The organism is Prevotella dentalis DSM 3688 (assembly GCF_000242335.1).
Classification (GTDB): domain Bacteria; phylum Bacteroidota; class Bacteroidia; order Bacteroidales; family Bacteroidaceae; genus Prevotella; species Prevotella seregens.
Map to the genome: position 1 here is coordinate 841,007 of NC_019960.1, position 17,315 is coordinate 858,321.

Consider the following 17,315-nt stretch of genomic DNA (forward strand, 5'->3'; position numbering starts at 1 on the left):
GTAGGTTTGTTGTTTTGTATTCCTGTATCTATTCGATGTAGAATGAAAGTTGGTTGCGTATCTTGTGGCGTAACAGATAGAGCAATATATAATAAGGTATAAGTGCACCGATGCTGGCCAAGGCGGCCCATGCCTCTCGGCCGGTCAGCAACATGACGGCGACGAGGGTGCCTGTCATCAACGCAAGCGGGAAGCCGAAACCCCATGTCACGGCCCGAAACCCAGACCGGACATCCGTGGAGACCGTTACCTGCTCCCCCACCCTGCGCCCACCGGTGTCTGCCGTATAGACGTCTATCAGTTTCTCGGCCGATTCCGATGTCGTGCAATGGCCGTTCGCCTTGCAGGTGGCGCAGGCTGCCGTTTGCACGATGCGCACCGTCAATCGCTGCTGCCCGATGTCCGTGATAACTCCCGAGTGTGTTATCTTATTGCTCATTCGCTATTTTGTAAGGTCGACTTGACAAATGCAAAAGTAACAACAATTCTCTAAACGAACAATTAAAAAGCCAGTTTTTTCAGTCTCTTCACCAAAAAACCAAGGCATCGAGAAAGCCTTGCACTCGGACAGTCCGGGTGCAAGGCCTTCTTGATGCTCGTCAGTTTGTCGCCGTTACTTGACGACAATCTTTCTTCCGTTCTGTATATACAGGCCGTGAGGCAGATGCTGCGTGCCATTATCCGACACCTTTTGGCCGGAGACCGTATAGACCGCCGATGATGTACCACGCTGGTCGGCCTTCGTCATGCTGATGCCTGTAGCATAGGCTTCGGGAAGCAACAGGCGGTAGACCTCTGGCGAACCAGCCTTTACTTTCAGATAAAAACTGTTGCGAGGGATATACTTGCCGGTAGATTTCTTCAGCACCAGCACGCCGTCTTCCACAGCCAACACCCGCATGGTGGCCGGATCGTTCCTGACATAATTCTCGTGGTTGAGAATTTGGTCGTAGCTGGCCACCAAATCCTTGGACGAACAGAAGTACACACCGGTCAGCTTGTTGTCGGTCAATGGCGATGACACTGTCCTCTGCAAGAGGATTCGGTTGTCCGAAGCGTTGCCCGATGCAGTCTTGACGATAATGGGTGTGGCTCCCGGAATGACTTCTGTTGCCACCTCCCTAAGCTCAGCGATGGCTTTTTCATCGCTGAATTTGTCCACGTAGTAGGCTTTCATGCCCGACGAATAAAACGAGAATGGGAAATCTGCATAGAAACTTTGATAGTAGTCGGAACCTACTTGAAGGTCGGGTGAGAATCCGAAATAATTGCTGTCGTCATCGGCACTTACTGGCTTGACAAACCAATACTTGTAGGCTTCGCCACTCGTCAGCATGTAGCCCATGGAATCATAGGGCTCCGTATATCCTTTTCTCTCGTTGTCGAACACCTCGTCGCTCAGGAACACACTGACTCCCGAGTAGGTGCCGTAGGCCATGTAGGTCTTGCCCACAGGCTTGAGCTGCAGGTAATATTCGCCCAGCATCTTGGTGGTGTTTGCCCCTTGGGCAGCCAGCTCGTATCCCTTTCCCTTGATGTTTTTGAAGTAAATGATGGATGCAGGATCAGAGACGATGCGATTGTAATCGTGGAATGAGCGGATGGCTTTCAGATCGGCATCGGTAGCCACCTTGTCCAATTTGGCCTTGTTGTCGTATAGGGCCATGTAGCGCTTGGTCTTTGTGTTCTGCACACGATAATAGCCATCAGCAATCTGGGCTTTAGCCATGAGAGTCATACCCAGCAGTAGGGCAAACAAAGAGACTTTTTTTCTCATTTCATATCTATATAAAAGGGCCCTGCCCAAGACTTTCTTTCATGTTGAAAGTCGGGCAGGGTCCCTTGGATTCTATTTATAAAAAGGACTATTCTGCAATACAAATGGACACACGGTTCTTGTCATTCTCCTGGAAAGGCTGAACATAGGCACCTTTAGAGTCTGCCGTGATACGGGCCTGCGCAATGCCATATTTGGTACGGAGCAAGGTCACTACCGACTGAGCACGCTGTGCTGCCAGGCGGTCATTGATCTTGTTGTTACCCGTACCGGCATCAGCATAACCGGTCACAGAAACCTTGGCATCGGGATGGCTGTTCAGGAAGTCGGCCATTTCTTTCACTTTAGTCTCTTCGGCTGCGGTCACATTGTACTTGCCAATCGTAAAGAACACGTCCTTGCGCAGTTGCTCCACCACCTTTTCAGGTGCAGGAGCCGGCTTCTCGACGATGCGCTCCACAATGCGCTCCACAGGCTGCGGAGGCATGGGAGCTTCTACGCGACGTGCGGTATAGGTTTTGCCCAAGTTCACCTTGATGCCAGCCAGTGCATTGAAGTACCAGTCGGGGTTGCCTGCCTGCTTGGAATTGTAGCGATCGCTCAGCGCTGTAGCGTTCACCTCAATGCCCACAGAAACTGCCTTGCTCACGCGGAAATCGAAGTCCATGCCTGCACGGCCGAAGAAACGGGTCTTGGTGCCGTCCCATAGGTAGTCAAGATTCTGGTGGCTGAAGGGGAACACTGTACCCAGTTTGGCAGCCACGTCCTTGGCCTCATCGTTGTCGAAACCGATGTTGGCACCTGCACCCACGAAAGCTGACACGTTGAACACACGGTTGGGGTTGAAACCTGCAAAGACATTGCTCAAGTTGAACATCAGGTCAAGCCCCGGTGCCACGTACTTGTACTTCCACTTGTAGGTGTTGTTGCCAATCTCCCAGCCGCCCCGGCTCTGCCAGGCATTTGCTGCCAGGCGGAGACCGAACTCCGGCGTGAAGTTGTAACCCACGGCCAGCTGTGCGTTGGGCGAAACCAAATCCTTGAATTTCACCTCACCCAATGTGTACTGACCACCAACCTGTCCCTGGATATACCAGTGAGGATTAAAATCGTATACCGTCTTTGCCTCGGGCTCCTGTGCAGATGCAGTCATGGCAGCCATCAGCATCAAGCCGGACATAAATACTTTATTGAGTTTCATATCGTTGAGTCTATTATGTATTTACCTATGTTTATTACTTACCTCTTACGTAGTACTTGCGGGCTGCCACCTTACCGGAGTAGTCTACGGCACTGTAAGAAATCTCGTAAACCTTGCCGCTCTGGAGAGTGCCGAGCTTGGCATGACGGATGGTACCGAATACCACCTTGTTCATGTTCTCACCACCATTGGCAGCCCGGAGGGCAGCCTGAAGGGCGGCACTACCGTTCTGGGCACTGGTAACGCTCTGGTTGAGGACCACATCCTTAACGGCATCGTTGGAGTTTTCCCAAACATTGGTCACTGCAATCCATTTCTTATAGGCGGGAGCCAAATACTCGAAAGAATGAGTGGTCAGCAGCAGACTGGAACCCGTAGCCAAGGCATCAGCACCGTAAGGCGTACCGCTCACCTGATAAAGCTGGGCATCACCCTTGCCGCAGAGCAGAGAGGGCTGCAGGTAATCGTTGATATGGGCAATGAAATGGTTAAAGCGATTGGCAAACTTGTTGTACTTGCTAATCAAGCTGTTGGCCTTGTTCACATAATTGTTGCCCTTGTTGTTCAGCTTGTTCTCGGCATTGTCGATCTGCTCGTTCACGTCCTTCTCCAGATCACCAAGGCGCTTGTTCAGGTCGTCTACGAGTTTGTCCACACCCTCTGCGGTGTACTTGGTCTTGTCACCGCTGGCATTCTCCACAACAATGTTGTAGTCACTGCCGGTGAGTTTCTCCACAGTTATGTTCTTAATATTGAGGTTCAGCTGCTGCAGGGCGCTGATGGTGGGGATGCGATAAGAGATGTTTCTCAGAGAGCTGAACGAAAGAGGCTTCACTGCAGTGGCGGCAACAACATACTGCGAGAGTACGCTCTGGTTGCCGGTGCCGTCGTTCCAAGTGGTCTTCAGGGCCAGTGCGGGAAGCACGTTGGTCATGTTGTTGTAAACGAGGCTAGATATCTTGGTCAGGCTCAAGGGCTTGTTGTGGCGTAATTCCTTGAGCAGGGTGGTGGCAGCTTCTTTCAGTTCGCCAAGGTTCACGGCGGGCTTGATGCTCTGCACATCGGCAGCTTTCACGGTAGCCTGGGACTCATAGAAGCCGTTGGTGTTGGCACGGGTATAGCCGAAGTTGAGCACAGCATCAGAAGACTTCACTGCTGAGAGTGTCACGGGCGAGGCTTCGCCCTGGCTGTTCACCAGTGCAAACGTCTTGCCATCAAGCGGAGTGCCCACGGGGTTCAGGGTCATGTAGACTGTTCCTGCATTACCCACGGCACCGTCTTCGGTCACAATAGTACCGCCGCCCAGAGTCTCTGAGGTTACGCCGGTAATGTCGAGATCGACAGCAGAGAGTTTAGAGGTGGCGTCAGCATAGTAACCGGCATTGGCCGTCGGGAACTGGAACTGTGCGGGGGTGCCATAGTAGGCAGCAACAATCGTAGAACGCACGTCGCCCGTAGGAACGGCATAGTAGCCGAAGAGCGGATTGATGGCACCATTCACCATGATGCTGGTCACCTGCTTCTTGTAGGCGTTCTCCAAAGCCTCCACACGACTGCTCAAAGCGTCTATCTGATTCTTCAGCACTTTGTCGGCATCCTTGTAAGCCTGTTCCAAGTTGGCGATGGTTACATTCTGTGCATTGATCTTGTCAAGATTCTCATTGGCCAGCTTGGCGGCACTGTCGGCCAAGGTATAGGCCTGGGCAGCCAGCGTGGAGTCGGCCAGTGCTTTCCGGAAGAGCTCAGCCACTTGGGTCTCCAGACCAGTCACCGTGCCTTGAAGCGTGCTAATGAGTGTCTTGTTGTCATTTGCTTTGGTCAGAGCTTCGCCGGCAGTGGCCTCTACATTGGTCAGCCGCACGAGGGCGCTTGCCAGTGTAGCATCGAGCGTGTTCACCTTGTTCAGCACGTTGAGAACGGTCAAGTTCACCTCGTTGATGGCGTTCACCACGGAGTCCGTGCGCGTGTTCAGCGTTGTACTCAGCGTGTTGATTTTCTGATCCAACACCTGATCGGCACTTTCCAGAGCCTGCACGCGGGCAGTCAGACTAATGATGTCGGCACTGTTCTGGGCAATGGTCCGGCCATTGGCAGCCACAGTCTGGTTGAGCAGGTCGATAGCATCTTTGTGCTGGGCGATGGCTTGCTCAGCGGTCTGGATGGAAGCCTTGTTGGCAGCAATGTCGGTAGAGTTCTGATTGATGAGTGCTGTCAAGGCATCAACGCTGGTCTTAATGTCCGTGGCATTCTTGTTGATGGCAGCTTCGTTAACCTTGGTAACGGCGGCCAAAGAGTCCTGCGTGGCCCTGCACTGTGCCTTGCAGTTTGCCTGGGCTGTTTTCAAACTGTTCACCTGCTGGGTCAGCGCTTCGATCAGGCTTGTGTTCTGGGCCGTGCGCTCGTTCCAAGCAGAATCTCCGTCATAGTCCTTGCAGGAAACAAATACTCCTGCCGTTGCCGACAACATAGCGGCAACAAGAAGGCAATTAGTAATTCTCTTTTTCATTGAAACTTAATTTATGTAACTACAAATTATCCGTATGTTTATCGTTTATATACATTTTTTATATCACTTCGATTTATGGTTGCCAAGCCGGAAAAGTATTTTTGGCATTTCTGTGCGCAAAATTAGGTATTTTTTCTAACCTGCCAAAGCATTTTGACCAATTTTTCATAAGAGCACATTAAAATATTGATAAACAATAATTTTTCAAGTAGCTTTCGTTGGAAATCATTGATTTTTTAATGTCAATAGCTCGTATTGTCTTCACCTTATTATATATATTGTATTGCCGTCTGCACAAGCAAGGCGTGTTGCCTTCATCTGCTTGCACTCTGAGTTTTAGCCATAAGGCCAAGCTTTAAGAATACTTAAAACAATTTCAAAAACGGATTCTCTTCAAAATATTCGTGTAACTTTGCAACATGTTTTTCATGGTATTAGATTATTTAGGTTAATTTTGAGGCCGGCAGACTCGTGAGAGTCTGCCGGCCTGTTTGTTGAAAGCAGGCCCGTTTGGCTGTGACAGGGATGTCTGCTGCCGGAACCGTTGGCTGCTCGGGGTGAAAACGGCCTTACCGTTACGCCGTAAAGGCAGACCCGTTTGGCCGTAGACGCACCGCCATTACAACGCAAACGCAACGCCATTACGGCATAAAGGCAGCACCGTTCCATCGTAATAATTCGGGCAAACTGCCGGAACGAGGGCTGTTCACCAACGAAATCACCCCGCCTTGAGGGCGAGGTGAACTACGAATGATTACTTGAAGATACCTTTATGAAAGGTTGATAATCAAACAAAAAACTGTCTAATTAACTGTTCATCCCAAGTACTGCCGCAGCGTGGAGGCGTAGTTGCTGTAACGAATCTTGCGCAGGGCTTTCTCGCGCACCTGGCGAATACGCTCGCGTGTCATGCCCATTTCGTCGGCAATCTCCTCCAGACTCTTCTCCATCACTCCGATACCGAACGACTCCTTGATGATTTTCTGCTCGCGTTGATTGAGCACCTCCTTAAGCAAGTCGCTGACAAACTGGTTCATCGACTGGCGGTCGAGCTGGCTGTCGGACTTGGAACCGATGTCGTCGGACGAGAGGATGTCGGCCATCGAAGTATCGTCTTCGTTGCCCAGCGGGGCGTCAATGCTGGTGGTATGCGAGGCGGCATCCATCGCTGCCTCTATTTGTGCTTCCTCAATTCCGGTGAGTTGGGCCAGCTCATGAGTGGACGGAATGCGGCCGTGTTGCTGGAGAAACTGCTCCGTGGCCCGGTTCACCTTGCCGGCAATGCCCACTTGATTAAGGGGCACGCGCACAATGCGGCTCTTCACCGCCAGTGCTTCCATGATGCTTTGACGAATCCACCACACGGCGTAGGATATGAATTTGAAGCCTCGCGTCTCGTCGAATTTCTCGGCTGCCTTCACCAAACCCATGTTGCCTTCATTGATTAAATCGGTGAGAGTAATGCCTTGATGCTGATACTGTTTGGCCACAGAGACAACAAAACGCAGGTTGCCGCTTACCAGTCTGTCGCGCGCTTTCTCTCCCTCCTTGCCGCCTTTGTGGATGGTCTGGGCCAGGGCCGCTTCCTCGTCGGGCGTGAGCATGGGCTCGCGCGCTATCTCCGTGAGATAGCGATCGAGGGCCTCGCTGTTGCGGCTGGTAATGTTTTTGGTGATTTTGAGCTGTCTCATTGTGAATAGGTTTATAGGGGAAGTTTCTAAAGTTTCTTGGACAAAAGTACGAATAAATCTTTTAACGCCCAAGCATATCCCGGAAAAAAGACGGCGACAGCCCCCATTTTCTGTGTCGGCTGGGGGCTGTCGGGGATTTGACGGATTGGTTACAGGAGGATTTTCTTGCCGCCCTGGATATACACGCCCCTCGTGAGGTGCGCCACTTTCATGCCTTGCAGATTGTAGGTGGCAGGGGTGCCGGCTGCATGGGGCAGCCGAATGCCGGTGGCTGCATCGACATCAGCCACAAAGTCGATGTCGTGGATATAGGACGTGCCGGTGGTCGAGGTCAGGCCGAAAATGGTCTGGCCCAGGCAGATGTCGGTGTTGCCGGTGGTCGAGATATTGTCGGCGATGCCGCTTCTGGCCATGTCCCAGGCAATGACCTGGTAGGCTTCCCCGTTGAGCGTGACGTCCCGGGCAATGGTGGGAGGTACCTGTGTGCCCCGGTTCTTGCCGTTGAGCCACCACAGGTAGGAGGCGCCGGCGCGCGTACTGAGGTTCCGGCCCAGCACCATGAGGTATTTCTGCCGGGGCGAGATGCTGTAGTTCAGGTTGTTGTAGTCGAGCATCAGGCACACGTTGTTGTCGCCTCCCTGGTTCACGGTGATGATATTCCGGCCCGCATCATAGCTGATGTTGGCGGGCTGCAGCCGGCCCTTGTCGCCCGACTTCCAGTCGCCGGCCGTGAAACGATAGGTATAGTCCGTGTGGTTGCGCATGAGACGGAGGTAGTAGAGTCCCGGGCACAGGGTGCCGGACGATGCCGACAGGCGCACCACAAACTTGTCTTTGGCCTTGCCCTTGACGGTGGCGAGACTGGCGGGGATGGCAAACTCCACGTTGTAGAAGCCGTTGACGGCCCCCTTTACAGAGGACGGAATCACGATGTCGGCCAGCTTTTCGCCATCGACGGTGAGCGTGGCCCTGCGGCCCGCATCGGCCGTGGTGAAACGGCAGAGCACGGCCAGACTGTCGGTCACGCCGCCGGGATTGAAGAGCGAGTACTGAATGTAGCCTCCGGCCTTAGCATCACGGTAGGTCTCATCATTGTAGCTGCCCGTCGAGGAGTCGTCGCTGTAGCTGTACTCATGGCCGGCCTCGCTCTGCTGTTCACCCGTGGCCACAAAGTCGATGGTGCGTTCCTGCAACTTCTTGTTGGCCTGTTCGCTGGCCGCCATGTCGCTGGCGGCATAGTTCTCGGCGGTCTGCTGATACCAGTAGCACATGTAGCGGCTGTGGTGAATCTCGTAGAAAGGCTTAAGAGTCAGCCTGTTCCACTTGTAGTCCGGGGCGTCGCTTCGGCTGGCGTCAATGCTGAACTGCAGCCGTGAGGGCTGTGTGGAGGCGATGCGTTCCAGCACATGGGCACGCTCGCCAATGAGCAAGGGTGCAGCCGTGAGGCTCCGACTGGAGGCCATGGCACTTGGGGCATGGTCCATGCGGCCCTCGCCGGCAAACTCGTTGGGCAGTCGTTCGGCAGTGAGGCCGGTGGTGTCGGCATCGGTTGCGTCCACGGCCGTGGTTTGTGCGGCGAGCAAAAGCGGGCCGTACTCAAAGGCCACGTAGTCGGTGTAGTTGGGGCACTCGACAGTGCGGAGCTGCATGGGCAGCGCGACGGTGACCACGTCGCCCCTCTTCCACTTGCGCGTGAGGCGGGCATAGCCGGCCTTGCCCGGCGTGACGGCCACCTGCTGCTTCTCGCCGTTCACGAGGATGGCATAGCCCTCGGTGGTCCACCAGGGATGGCGCACGGCGAGGGTGTAGCTGCCGCCCTTGTCGATGGTGATGCGGGTTTGGGGCTCATAGGGATAGGCGGTCTGCTGCGTGAGGGCAAACTTGGCGTTAGCCAGCTTGCTGGCTGTGAAGAGATTGACGTAGATGACGGAGTCGCCGTCGTGCGTATAGACAAAGTGCCCGTACTTGCTGTGGTTTTCCATGCCGGTGCCCACGCAGCACCACATGCCCTGGTTCACCTGCGAGTAGATGCGATAACCCTGCGGGCGCAGGGTGGTGAAGTAGACGTAGCCGCCCGTCTTGGGGTCTTGGGTGGAGAGAATGTGGTTCCAAGTGGTGTATTCGTAGAAGTCGGCGTAGCGTGCGTCGTGGGTATTGTCGCTGAGCATCTCCGAGAGTTTGAGCATGTTGTTGGAGTTGCAGCTCTCCGGGCCGTCCAGATGGTCGATGTATCGGTGGCTGTTGGCTGCCGAGAGAAAGTGCTCGGCCACACTGTTGCCGCCGATGCACACCGTGCGGTTGAGGGCCACGTCGTTCCAGAAGTTCCCGGCCGCCAGCTCGTATTTCTTCTGCAGTTCGCTCCCACCCTGCTCTCCTATCCGTTCAAAACCGATATACTTGGGCACCTGTGTGTTGGCATGCCGATTGTCGAGAAAGGTGGCATTCTGCATCTGCATGCCGTTGAGCATGGTCTGGTGGGAGTATTTTTGAGCGGCATCCATATATTTTTGGTCACCAAAGAGGGTGTAGGCATCAGCCAGGCTCTCGTTCATGCCGCCGTGTTCGGTGTCGAGCACCGACTGCATGGCTGCGTTATCGAGCCGGGCCACCACGTTGACACTCCAGTCGGCCAGCTTGCGGAACATCTCCCGAGCCTCCTTGTTGCCGGCATAAACATAGGCGTCACGGAGGCCGGCCAACACCTTGTGCTGGCAATAGAACGGCACCCAGCCACGCACGCTGCGGAAGCCCGACACGTCGCCGGCATAGAGTTTCTTCCAGGCTTCGTTGATAGGCTGTCCGCCGATGAACCCGCGGAGGCCCTCTGTGTTGCCGTCGTAGGCATCCTGACAGTCTTTGAGAACCTTCAGCATATACTCGAGCCGCTGTTTCAGCCGGGCTTTCATGCCTGCATCCCGACAGGCTGCATAGGCCAGGGCCAGGGCCGACAGGTAGTGTCCGCCCACGTGGCCCGACAGGTCAAAACCGTTTCCACCCCAGTTGGCAAAGTTGGGATGCAGGGTCTGCCAGCCGGCATAATCGCCCGTATTGAGCCCTGCCTGACGCACAAAGGGGGCCAGCAAACGGTCGGCATCATAGTCCAACAGCACCTTGAAGTTCAGTTCCATGGCGGTCTTGAACGGGCTGTCGAACAAGGTGACCTCGCTCAAATCGAAGTGATGGGGATAAAGCATGCTTTGGGCATGGACGGGGGCGGCGGCGCTCATGGCCAGCACGGCAGACAGCAATAGTCCTTGAGGTTGTTTCATTTTAGGATTGGATTGAATGGAGGACTGGTGTCCCGATGGTTGAATAACAAGTTGATTGGGTGCAAAGATACACTATTTCTTTGAAGTTCTTCCATGTTTTTGCCGTAAAATACGGTGCAATTGTTGCAGAAACGCGATAAATTCAGTAACTTTGCCCCAAGCGTTCACGCTGTTATGACACGTTCATCATGAATAAAGACATCAAGAAAATAGTACTTACCGGCGGTCCCTGTGCCGGCAAGACCACGGCCTTGGTCAAGGTGATAGACCATTTTTCCAGCATGGGCTTCAAGGTTTTCACCATCCCCGAGGTGCCCACGCTGTTCTTGCAAGCGGGCATGGATTATCTGACCAAGAACCGCAACTTCTTCTATGAGGGCGAGAAAGCCACGCTGGAGATACAGTTGGCTCTCGAAGACAAGTTCATGAAGATGGCCGAACAGGTGAACGAACCGTCTGTCATCGTGTGCGATCGGGGTGCGATGGACATCTCGGCCTATATGGATGCCACCATGTGGGAGGACATTACAGGGCTGGTGGGTACTTCCACACAACAGCTCATCGGGCGCTACGATGCCGTGCTCCACCTGGTGTCGGCCGCCGACGGCGCCGAGGAATTCTACACCACGAGCAGCAACGCCCAGCGGCTGGAACAGAAAAACGAGGAAGGACTGCGCGTGGCCCGGGAGCTGGACAAGCGCGTGGTCAATGCCTGGAGCGGGCATCCGCACCTGCGTGTCATCAACAATCACCAGGACTTCGACACCAAGCTCAACCGGGTACTCATGGAAATATCGGCTGTTCTCGGGCTGCCGCAGCCCATCACCGAGGAGCGCAAGTATATCGTGGAGGTGACAGGAAGCATGCCGGCCACCATTGACAGCGACATCACGCAGACCTATCTCGTGGCCGACCCCGACAGTGAGGTGAGGCTTCGTCGGCGCAACTGGTCGAACGGCAAGCGCGTCAACGTGCACACGATGAAGAAAACGGTCGAGGGCAACAAGCAGGTGGAGACCGAGCGGCAGGTGAGCAATGCGCTCTACGACTCGCTGCTTTCCCAAGCCGACCCCTACCGCCACACCATCACCAAGAAGCGTCGCAGCTTCATCTGGAAAGGCCAGTACTTTGAACTCGACACCTATCTGAATCAATTGCAGGGACTCGTCATTTTGGAGACCAAAGGGATTACCAGCACCGAGGATGTGAACTTCCCACCATTCATCAAGGTGGTGAGCGACATCACGGGCGACCGCAACTATTATAATTACAATCTGGCCCTGAGAAAGTAGGGCCGGAACTACTCACAGCACATGCACATTGTTATTGCAGGAAACATCGGAAGCGGGAAAACCACACTCACCCACAAGCTCGTGCAGCATTATGGATGGGAACCACGGCTGGAGAGTGTGCAGTTCAACCCCTACCTCGGTGACTATTATAAAGACATGAAACGCTGGTCACTCAATCTGGAAGTGTTCTTCTTGAAAGAGCGTTTCCGCGATCTTCTGGAGATAGTCCGCTCCCCAAACACCATCGTTCAAGACAGGTCGATATTCGAGGGAGTCTATATCTTCACGGCCAACAACCACGATATGGGCAACATGAGCGACCGCGACTATGAAACTTACATGGGGCTCTTCGAGTCGATGATGATGGTGGCGCGCGAGCCAGACCTCATGGTCTACCTGCGTGCCTCGGTTCCGCATCTTGTGGAGCACATTCACCAGCGTGGCCGCGACTACGAACAGAACATGCAGTTGGACTACCTGAAGAACCTGAACGACCGCTACGAAGACTTCATTCAGAACAAATACAAAGGGCGCGTGCTCACCATAGACGTGGACGATCTCGACATACTTTATTCGCGGGAAGATTTTGCTTCGGTCATCAGCAGGATAGACCGACAGCTGGCCGAAATAGAGCACAAGGAGAATTTGTTGTTTGCAACATAGCCCGCCGCCCCTCTCACATTCATTATCCACCCTTTAATTCTCATTAGACACTTCTACAATGCACATTGCTATCGCAGGAAATATAGGCAGCGGCAAGACCACACTGACCCGCATGCTCGCCAAACGCTATGGATGGACACCCCGTTTTGAGCCCGTGGACAACAATCCTTATCTGGACGATTTCTATCACGACATGAACCGATGGTCGTTCAATCTCCAAATCTATTTCTTGAACAAACGCTTCAAGGAAGTAGTGGAAATAGCTCAAAGCAAGGAGACCATCATTCAGGACCGCACCATTTTTGAGGATGCCCGCATCTTTGCACCCAACCTGCACGCCCAGGGATACATGAGCGATCGCGACTTCGAAAACTACTCGAACTTGTTCGATCTGATGATGTCGCTGGTAAAATTGCCGCAGCTCATGATATATATCCGCTCGTCTATTCCCACACTTGTGAACCACATTGAGAAGCGAGGGCGGTCGTTCGAGAAGAGTATTCGCATAGATTATCTCACGGGATTGCAGCAGCGTTACGAGAACTGGATAGCCGGTTACAAGGGTGATCTGATTATTGTTGACGGCGACAAAATCAGCTTTGAGGATACGCCCGAGGATTTTCGCAAGGTCACCGACATGATCGATGCCAAGCTCTATGGCCTCTTTCCCATGGACGAGTCCGGGACTGCCAACGCCAAAGGTTGAACCGCAACAGAAAAAGATAATGCCATGACAGAAACAAACGAAATCAAGACAGCAGGAATCAATGCCCTCGTGACAGGCAAGGAGGAGGGCCGCGAGGTGCTGCTCGTAGGTCTGAAAGCAGCCTATTGCGACAAGCCGCAGTACCAGAAGGCTTTGAAACGAGAGTTCGATCAGTGCCATGAGACGGAACATCCGCACATCCTGCGATATTTGGAACAAAAAGATGTGGCTGGATTCGGCCATTGCATTGTGATGGAATGGGAGCCGGCACGTCCGCTGTCCGACTATATGCAAGAGGCCCATACCGAAGAGGAAAAGAAGAAAATTGTACGCCAAGTGGCTGAGGTCGTGGGCTTCATGCACCGGATGGGCAAAGTGCACGGCGCACTGACGCCCGCCGTGGTGTTTGTCACCACGAAAGGAGACGAGGTCAAGGTGCTGAACTTCAGGTTGCGCTATGCCGACAATCTCAATGAGCCGGCTGCAACGCTCAAGTTTCGGGCTCCCGAGGCCAAGGATGGAACGGTGGCCATCGACCCCCGTGCCGACATCTTTTCACTGGGTGTCATGGTTCGCGAAATGGGGCTGGGCGACGACTATCAGCAGGTGGTGGCCGGCTGTTGCAGCTATGGGCGCAGTGAGCGTTATGCCGACGTGGATGCCTTTCTCGATGCACTTGAGCATCGTCACTATAGCCGAAGCACAGCCCGCAGCTCCTCTTCGGGAAACAAGAAACTGGCCATCCTTATGTCCGCTGTCGTGGCAGTACTGGCAGTGGCCGTACTGCTTTGGTTCAATAAAAACAATGAAACCGCTGGAATGTCCCAGCCCACTAATGAGCTGGCCGACTCTGCGCAAGCGGCTCCAGGTGAGGAAGCGGCTGCGGCAAATACTCCGGCCGAAACGGCCCAGCCTACAGACGATGCTCCGGCAACGTCCGAACAGGCCACATCCGCTGGTCAGACAGACGGAAAGTACACCGGCGACATGGAATTTCTGAACCGCCTCGTACCGCAGATGCACATTGATTTGGACAAGATTTATGCGCGTGGCGGTGATGCCGCTGCCGTGCACAGGCGGGTCGCAGCTTACTATAAGGGACTGCGCCGCACGCTCGGCAACTTGAGCCAAGAGCAGTTTGCTGCTTTCGACGAGGCTTTTGCCAGCTACGTGACGGCCAAAAAGGCAGGGCAAGAACCCTAATTCCGAGGTTCATGAAGCGTCATGATGCCACAGGATATGGAGTTTTGGCAATAGCTTCTATCCTGTGTTCAGGTTCACTTGGGGCCCAGACCGTGCAAGAACCCGCCGGTCACCGATTGCCCAACATAGGAGTCGGGCTGAACCACCACCATGATTCCCTGCTTTGTAGTCGGCTCAATGTGGGTCTGCGCACCGAAGTGGACAGTCTGCATGGACTTCAATTCGGACTGTTCTATGGCGGTATCCATAGGGATGCCCAAGGCTTGATGGTGGCAGGAATAGCCAATGCCGCCCATGCCATGAGCGGCATCCAACTGGCCGGTTTCAGCAATATTGTCTTCACGCCAATGCGTGGGCTGCAGCTCAGCATGCTCACAAACATCGCCATGGGTGTGCGCAAGGGAATCCAGATCTCCACTACAGCCAATGTCAGTTCCGGGCAGATGCACGGTCTTCAACTGGGTGCTTACAACTATGCAGACACGCTGACCGGTTCCCAAATCGGCATCATCAACGTAGCACTGAGCCATCCGCGTGGGGTGCAGGTGGGCTTCTTCAATTACACACGCGACACCATTGCCCGCAAGATAGGGCTGGTCAATGTCAATCCCAAGACGCGCATTGACCTGCTCGCCAGCTTGGGCACCGCCTCAAAACTGAACGCTGCCCTACGTTTCCGCAATCGCAGCACCTACAGCATCGTGGGCGTGGGGTCGCATTACATGGGATTCGACGAAGGCTTCTCCGGAGCCATCTATTACCGTATCGGGCAGTACTTTACGCTTTCTCCACGTTGGACCATCAGCGGCGACTTGGGATTCTACCATGTCGAGAGCTTCAAGAAGAATTCAGAAGATGCCCCAGAGCGGCTTTACTCCCTGCAAGGACATGTCAATCTGGACTATCAAGTGACTCCGACACTGGGTGCATTTGTTTCTGCCGGCTACGGAACGACACGCCTCTATGGCTCCAACCACAACTATCGGACGCGTCCGATCCTCCAGGCAGGCCTGAGTTTCCGCTACCATCACAATGCGACACAGGAAGAAAAATGGCTATCAGAGCGGCTGCGTGACCAGCAATACCAGCTGGGACAACTGCGCGACACACCCGCCGACCGCCTGTATCGAATGACCGATCCTGCCTACACCCGGCACCGCTGGTGGCGTGCCGCAGCCGAAACGGCAGGCATCAACGTGTTTGTGCATAGCTTCGACCGCTTCGTTCTCAACGAAGAGTTTGCACGAGTCAACTTCAAAAGCATTGCCCACAACTGGCGACACGCTTTCGTTTGGGACAATGACCAGTTCTCTACCAACCTTTTTGCCCATCCTTATCACGGAAATTTGTATTTCAACTCGGCGCGCAGCAACGGACTTGGCTTCTGGCAGAGCACACCATACGCACTGGGAGGGAGTGCAATGTGGGAACTTTGCGGTGAGGTGGAACCACCCGCCATCAACGATCTCATAGCTACAACCTTTGGCGGAATCTGCTTGGGCGAGATTACCCACCGCATTTCGGCCCTCATTCTCAACGACCGCAGCCGGGGCTTCTCCCGTTTCCTGCGCGAAGCGGCGGCCATGGTGGTCAATCCCATGCAGGGACTCACCCGCATCATGGACGGTGATGCCTGGCAGGTTCGCCGCAACAAGTATCTCTATCACGACTTCAGTCGCATCCCGGTGGAGTTTACAATGACCTTGGGGGGCCGTTATCTGGCCGACAATGGTGGGCTCTTTCGGGGAGAACGGTTGCCCTATCTCTCATTTAACTTAGAGTATGGTGATCCTTTCGAGGAGGCCGACACCCAGCCTTACAGCTATTTTTGTGCCAATGTCAGCATGGGGTTCTCGGGCAGTCAGCCGCTGTTCAGCGGCCTGCACCTTATGGGACGTCTGTGGAGCAGCATTGTTTACAGTGGCAAGGAAGGACAAACGCTCGTCGGATTGTTCCAGCATTTCAACTACTACGATTCCAAACCGGTGAAAGATGGCACCACGCTCACGCCTTACCGCATATCCGAAGCAGCTGCTTTCGGCCCCGGCATCATCTGGCAGTTTCCACGCGTGGGTAATCTCTCACGACTCGAACAACGGCTGTTTGCCGACCTCATTCTGTTGGGCGGCACTAAAAGTGACTATTACAACATCATCGACCGCGACTATAACATGGGGTCAGGCTTCAGCCTCAAGACCAACACACTGATGGAATTTCCCCGTCTGGGACGCTTCGTTCTCCACGTAGACTACTACCGTATCTTCACTTGGAAAGGCTATGAAGGCAAGGATCTGACCACCGTCAACCCACTCTATCTGAACGCTCAAGGCGACCGGGGCAATGCAGAACTATTGGTCATCAACCCCATGTTCCTGTTCCATTTGAAGCACAACCTGGGCATAGAACTGGCAGGAGACTATTATGCACGCAACACCCATTACAAATATCACGACGAAGTGCGGGCCCGCACCTTTGAGGTTCGGGCCGGACTGGTTTATCGTTTCTGATATTGATTTTCTATTGGACGTATCCAAGGACAGCCTGACCGACAACATGAAAGGGAGCCTTACCCCTCTACCGTCAGTCACTACCGCCTGAAGTCAACGCACATTCAGTGTCGTCAGTCGGCGATGATGCTCCAAACCAGGAAAGAAATCACCGCTATGGCTATCAAAGAAAGCAGTACTGTGAGTACGTTTTCTGCAAAAGCCTCATGGCGTTGCTCCCGGATTTTTGCTTGTTTGTCTTTTTCTGCTTGGTCAGTATGACGGCTCTGTTCCTGTGTCATGTTTATAAATTTTCTTACTTGTTGTCGTGAAGTAAGCCCTTGCTTCTATTACAAGAGTTTGTTTGTAGGGGGACTGCAAAATTAATACTATTTCTTTTACCCCGCAACGATATTGCCAAATAATTGCAAAAATAGTGTGCAACGACACTGAAAAAGACTTTTTTAACAGCAGAAAGCACACTCTTTGCCCAGAGAACACGTAACTTTGCACTATATATA

Annotated in this window: 12 protein-coding genes; 5 read left to right on the forward strand and 7 right to left on the reverse strand. The window is 53.7% G+C overall.

Annotated features, from left to right (window positions below; translation table 11 throughout):
• Nucleotides 1-28: 28 nt before the first annotated feature.
• The 6 genes from PREDE_RS03445 to PREDE_RS03470 form a co-directional block, all read right to left on the reverse strand.
• The gene (locus PREDE_RS03445) at nt 29-439 is read right to left on the reverse strand and encodes a SoxR reducing system RseC family protein (protein ID WP_005843283.1); all 411 of its coding nucleotides are present in this window, start codon (nt 437-439) and stop codon (nt 29-31) included.
• A 174-nt stretch (nt 440-613) separates the two neighbouring features.
• Entirely contained in the window at nt 614-1,777 is a 1,164-nt protein-coding gene (locus PREDE_RS03450) for a hypothetical protein (protein ID WP_005843281.1), read from the reverse strand.
• A gap of 88 nt (nt 1,778-1,865) precedes the next feature.
• On the reverse strand, nt 1,866-2,978 hold the full coding sequence (locus PREDE_RS03455; RefSeq protein WP_005843279.1) for an OmpA family protein: 1,113 nt from the start codon (nt 2,976-2,978) through the stop codon (nt 1,866-1,868).
• A 34-nt stretch (nt 2,979-3,012) separates the two neighbouring features.
• A complete protein-coding gene (locus PREDE_RS03460) occupies nt 3,013-5,484 on the reverse strand; it encodes a coiled-coil domain-containing protein (protein WP_005843277.1) in 2,472 nt (823 codons plus the stop codon).
• 815 nt (nt 5,485-6,299) lie between these two features.
• Nucleotides 6,300-7,175: a sigma-70 family RNA polymerase sigma factor gene (locus tag PREDE_RS03465; protein WP_005843273.1), complete on the reverse strand. Its 876-nt coding sequence runs from the start codon at nt 7,173-7,175 to the stop codon at nt 6,300-6,302.
• Nucleotides 7,176-7,324: 149 nt separating this feature from the next.
• Nucleotides 7,325-10,444 (reverse strand): glycoside hydrolase family 127 protein, encoded by a 3,120-nt coding sequence (locus PREDE_RS03470; RefSeq protein ID WP_005843271.1) that lies wholly within the window; start codon nt 10,442-10,444, stop codon nt 7,325-7,327.
• A 188-nt stretch (nt 10,445-10,632) separates the two neighbouring features.
• Here PREDE_RS03470 and PREDE_RS03475 point away from each other — a divergent pair, with 188 nt between their 5' ends.
• Genes PREDE_RS03475 through PREDE_RS03495 form a run of 5 tightly spaced genes read left to right on the forward strand, consistent with a single transcriptional unit; the run spans nt 10,633 to nt 16,815 of the window.
• The gene (locus tag PREDE_RS03475) at nt 10,633-11,736 is read left to right on the forward strand and encodes an AAA family ATPase (RefSeq protein WP_005843269.1); all 1,104 of its coding nucleotides are present in this window, start codon (nt 10,633-10,635) and stop codon (nt 11,734-11,736) included.
• 21 nt (nt 11,737-11,757) lie between these two features.
• Nucleotides 11,758-12,399, forward strand: coding sequence for a deoxynucleoside kinase (locus PREDE_RS03480; RefSeq protein ID WP_005843267.1), 642 nt, complete (start codon nt 11,758-11,760; stop codon nt 12,397-12,399).
• A gap of 58 nt (nt 12,400-12,457) precedes the next feature.
• Nucleotides 12,458-13,105: a deoxynucleoside kinase gene (locus PREDE_RS03485; protein WP_005843265.1), complete on the forward strand. Its 648-nt coding sequence runs from the start codon at nt 12,458-12,460 to the stop codon at nt 13,103-13,105.
• 24 nt (nt 13,106-13,129) lie between these two features.
• On the forward strand, nt 13,130-14,308 hold the full coding sequence (locus PREDE_RS03490; protein WP_005843263.1) for a serine/threonine protein kinase: 1,179 nt from the start codon (nt 13,130-13,132) through the stop codon (nt 14,306-14,308).
• 11 nt (nt 14,309-14,319) lie between these two features.
• Complete coding sequence (locus PREDE_RS03495) at nt 14,320-16,815, forward strand: DUF3943 domain-containing protein (RefSeq protein WP_015298437.1); 2,496 nt, start codon at nt 14,320-14,322, stop codon at nt 16,813-16,815.
• Nucleotides 16,816-16,928: 113 nt separating this feature from the next.
• Here the strand turns inward: PREDE_RS03495 and PREDE_RS03500 are convergent, their stop codons facing one another.
• Complete coding sequence (locus PREDE_RS03500; RefSeq protein ID WP_005843257.1) at nt 16,929-17,096, reverse strand: hypothetical protein; 168 nt, start codon at nt 17,094-17,096, stop codon at nt 16,929-16,931.
• Between the last annotated feature and the right edge of the window lie 219 nt (nt 17,097-17,315).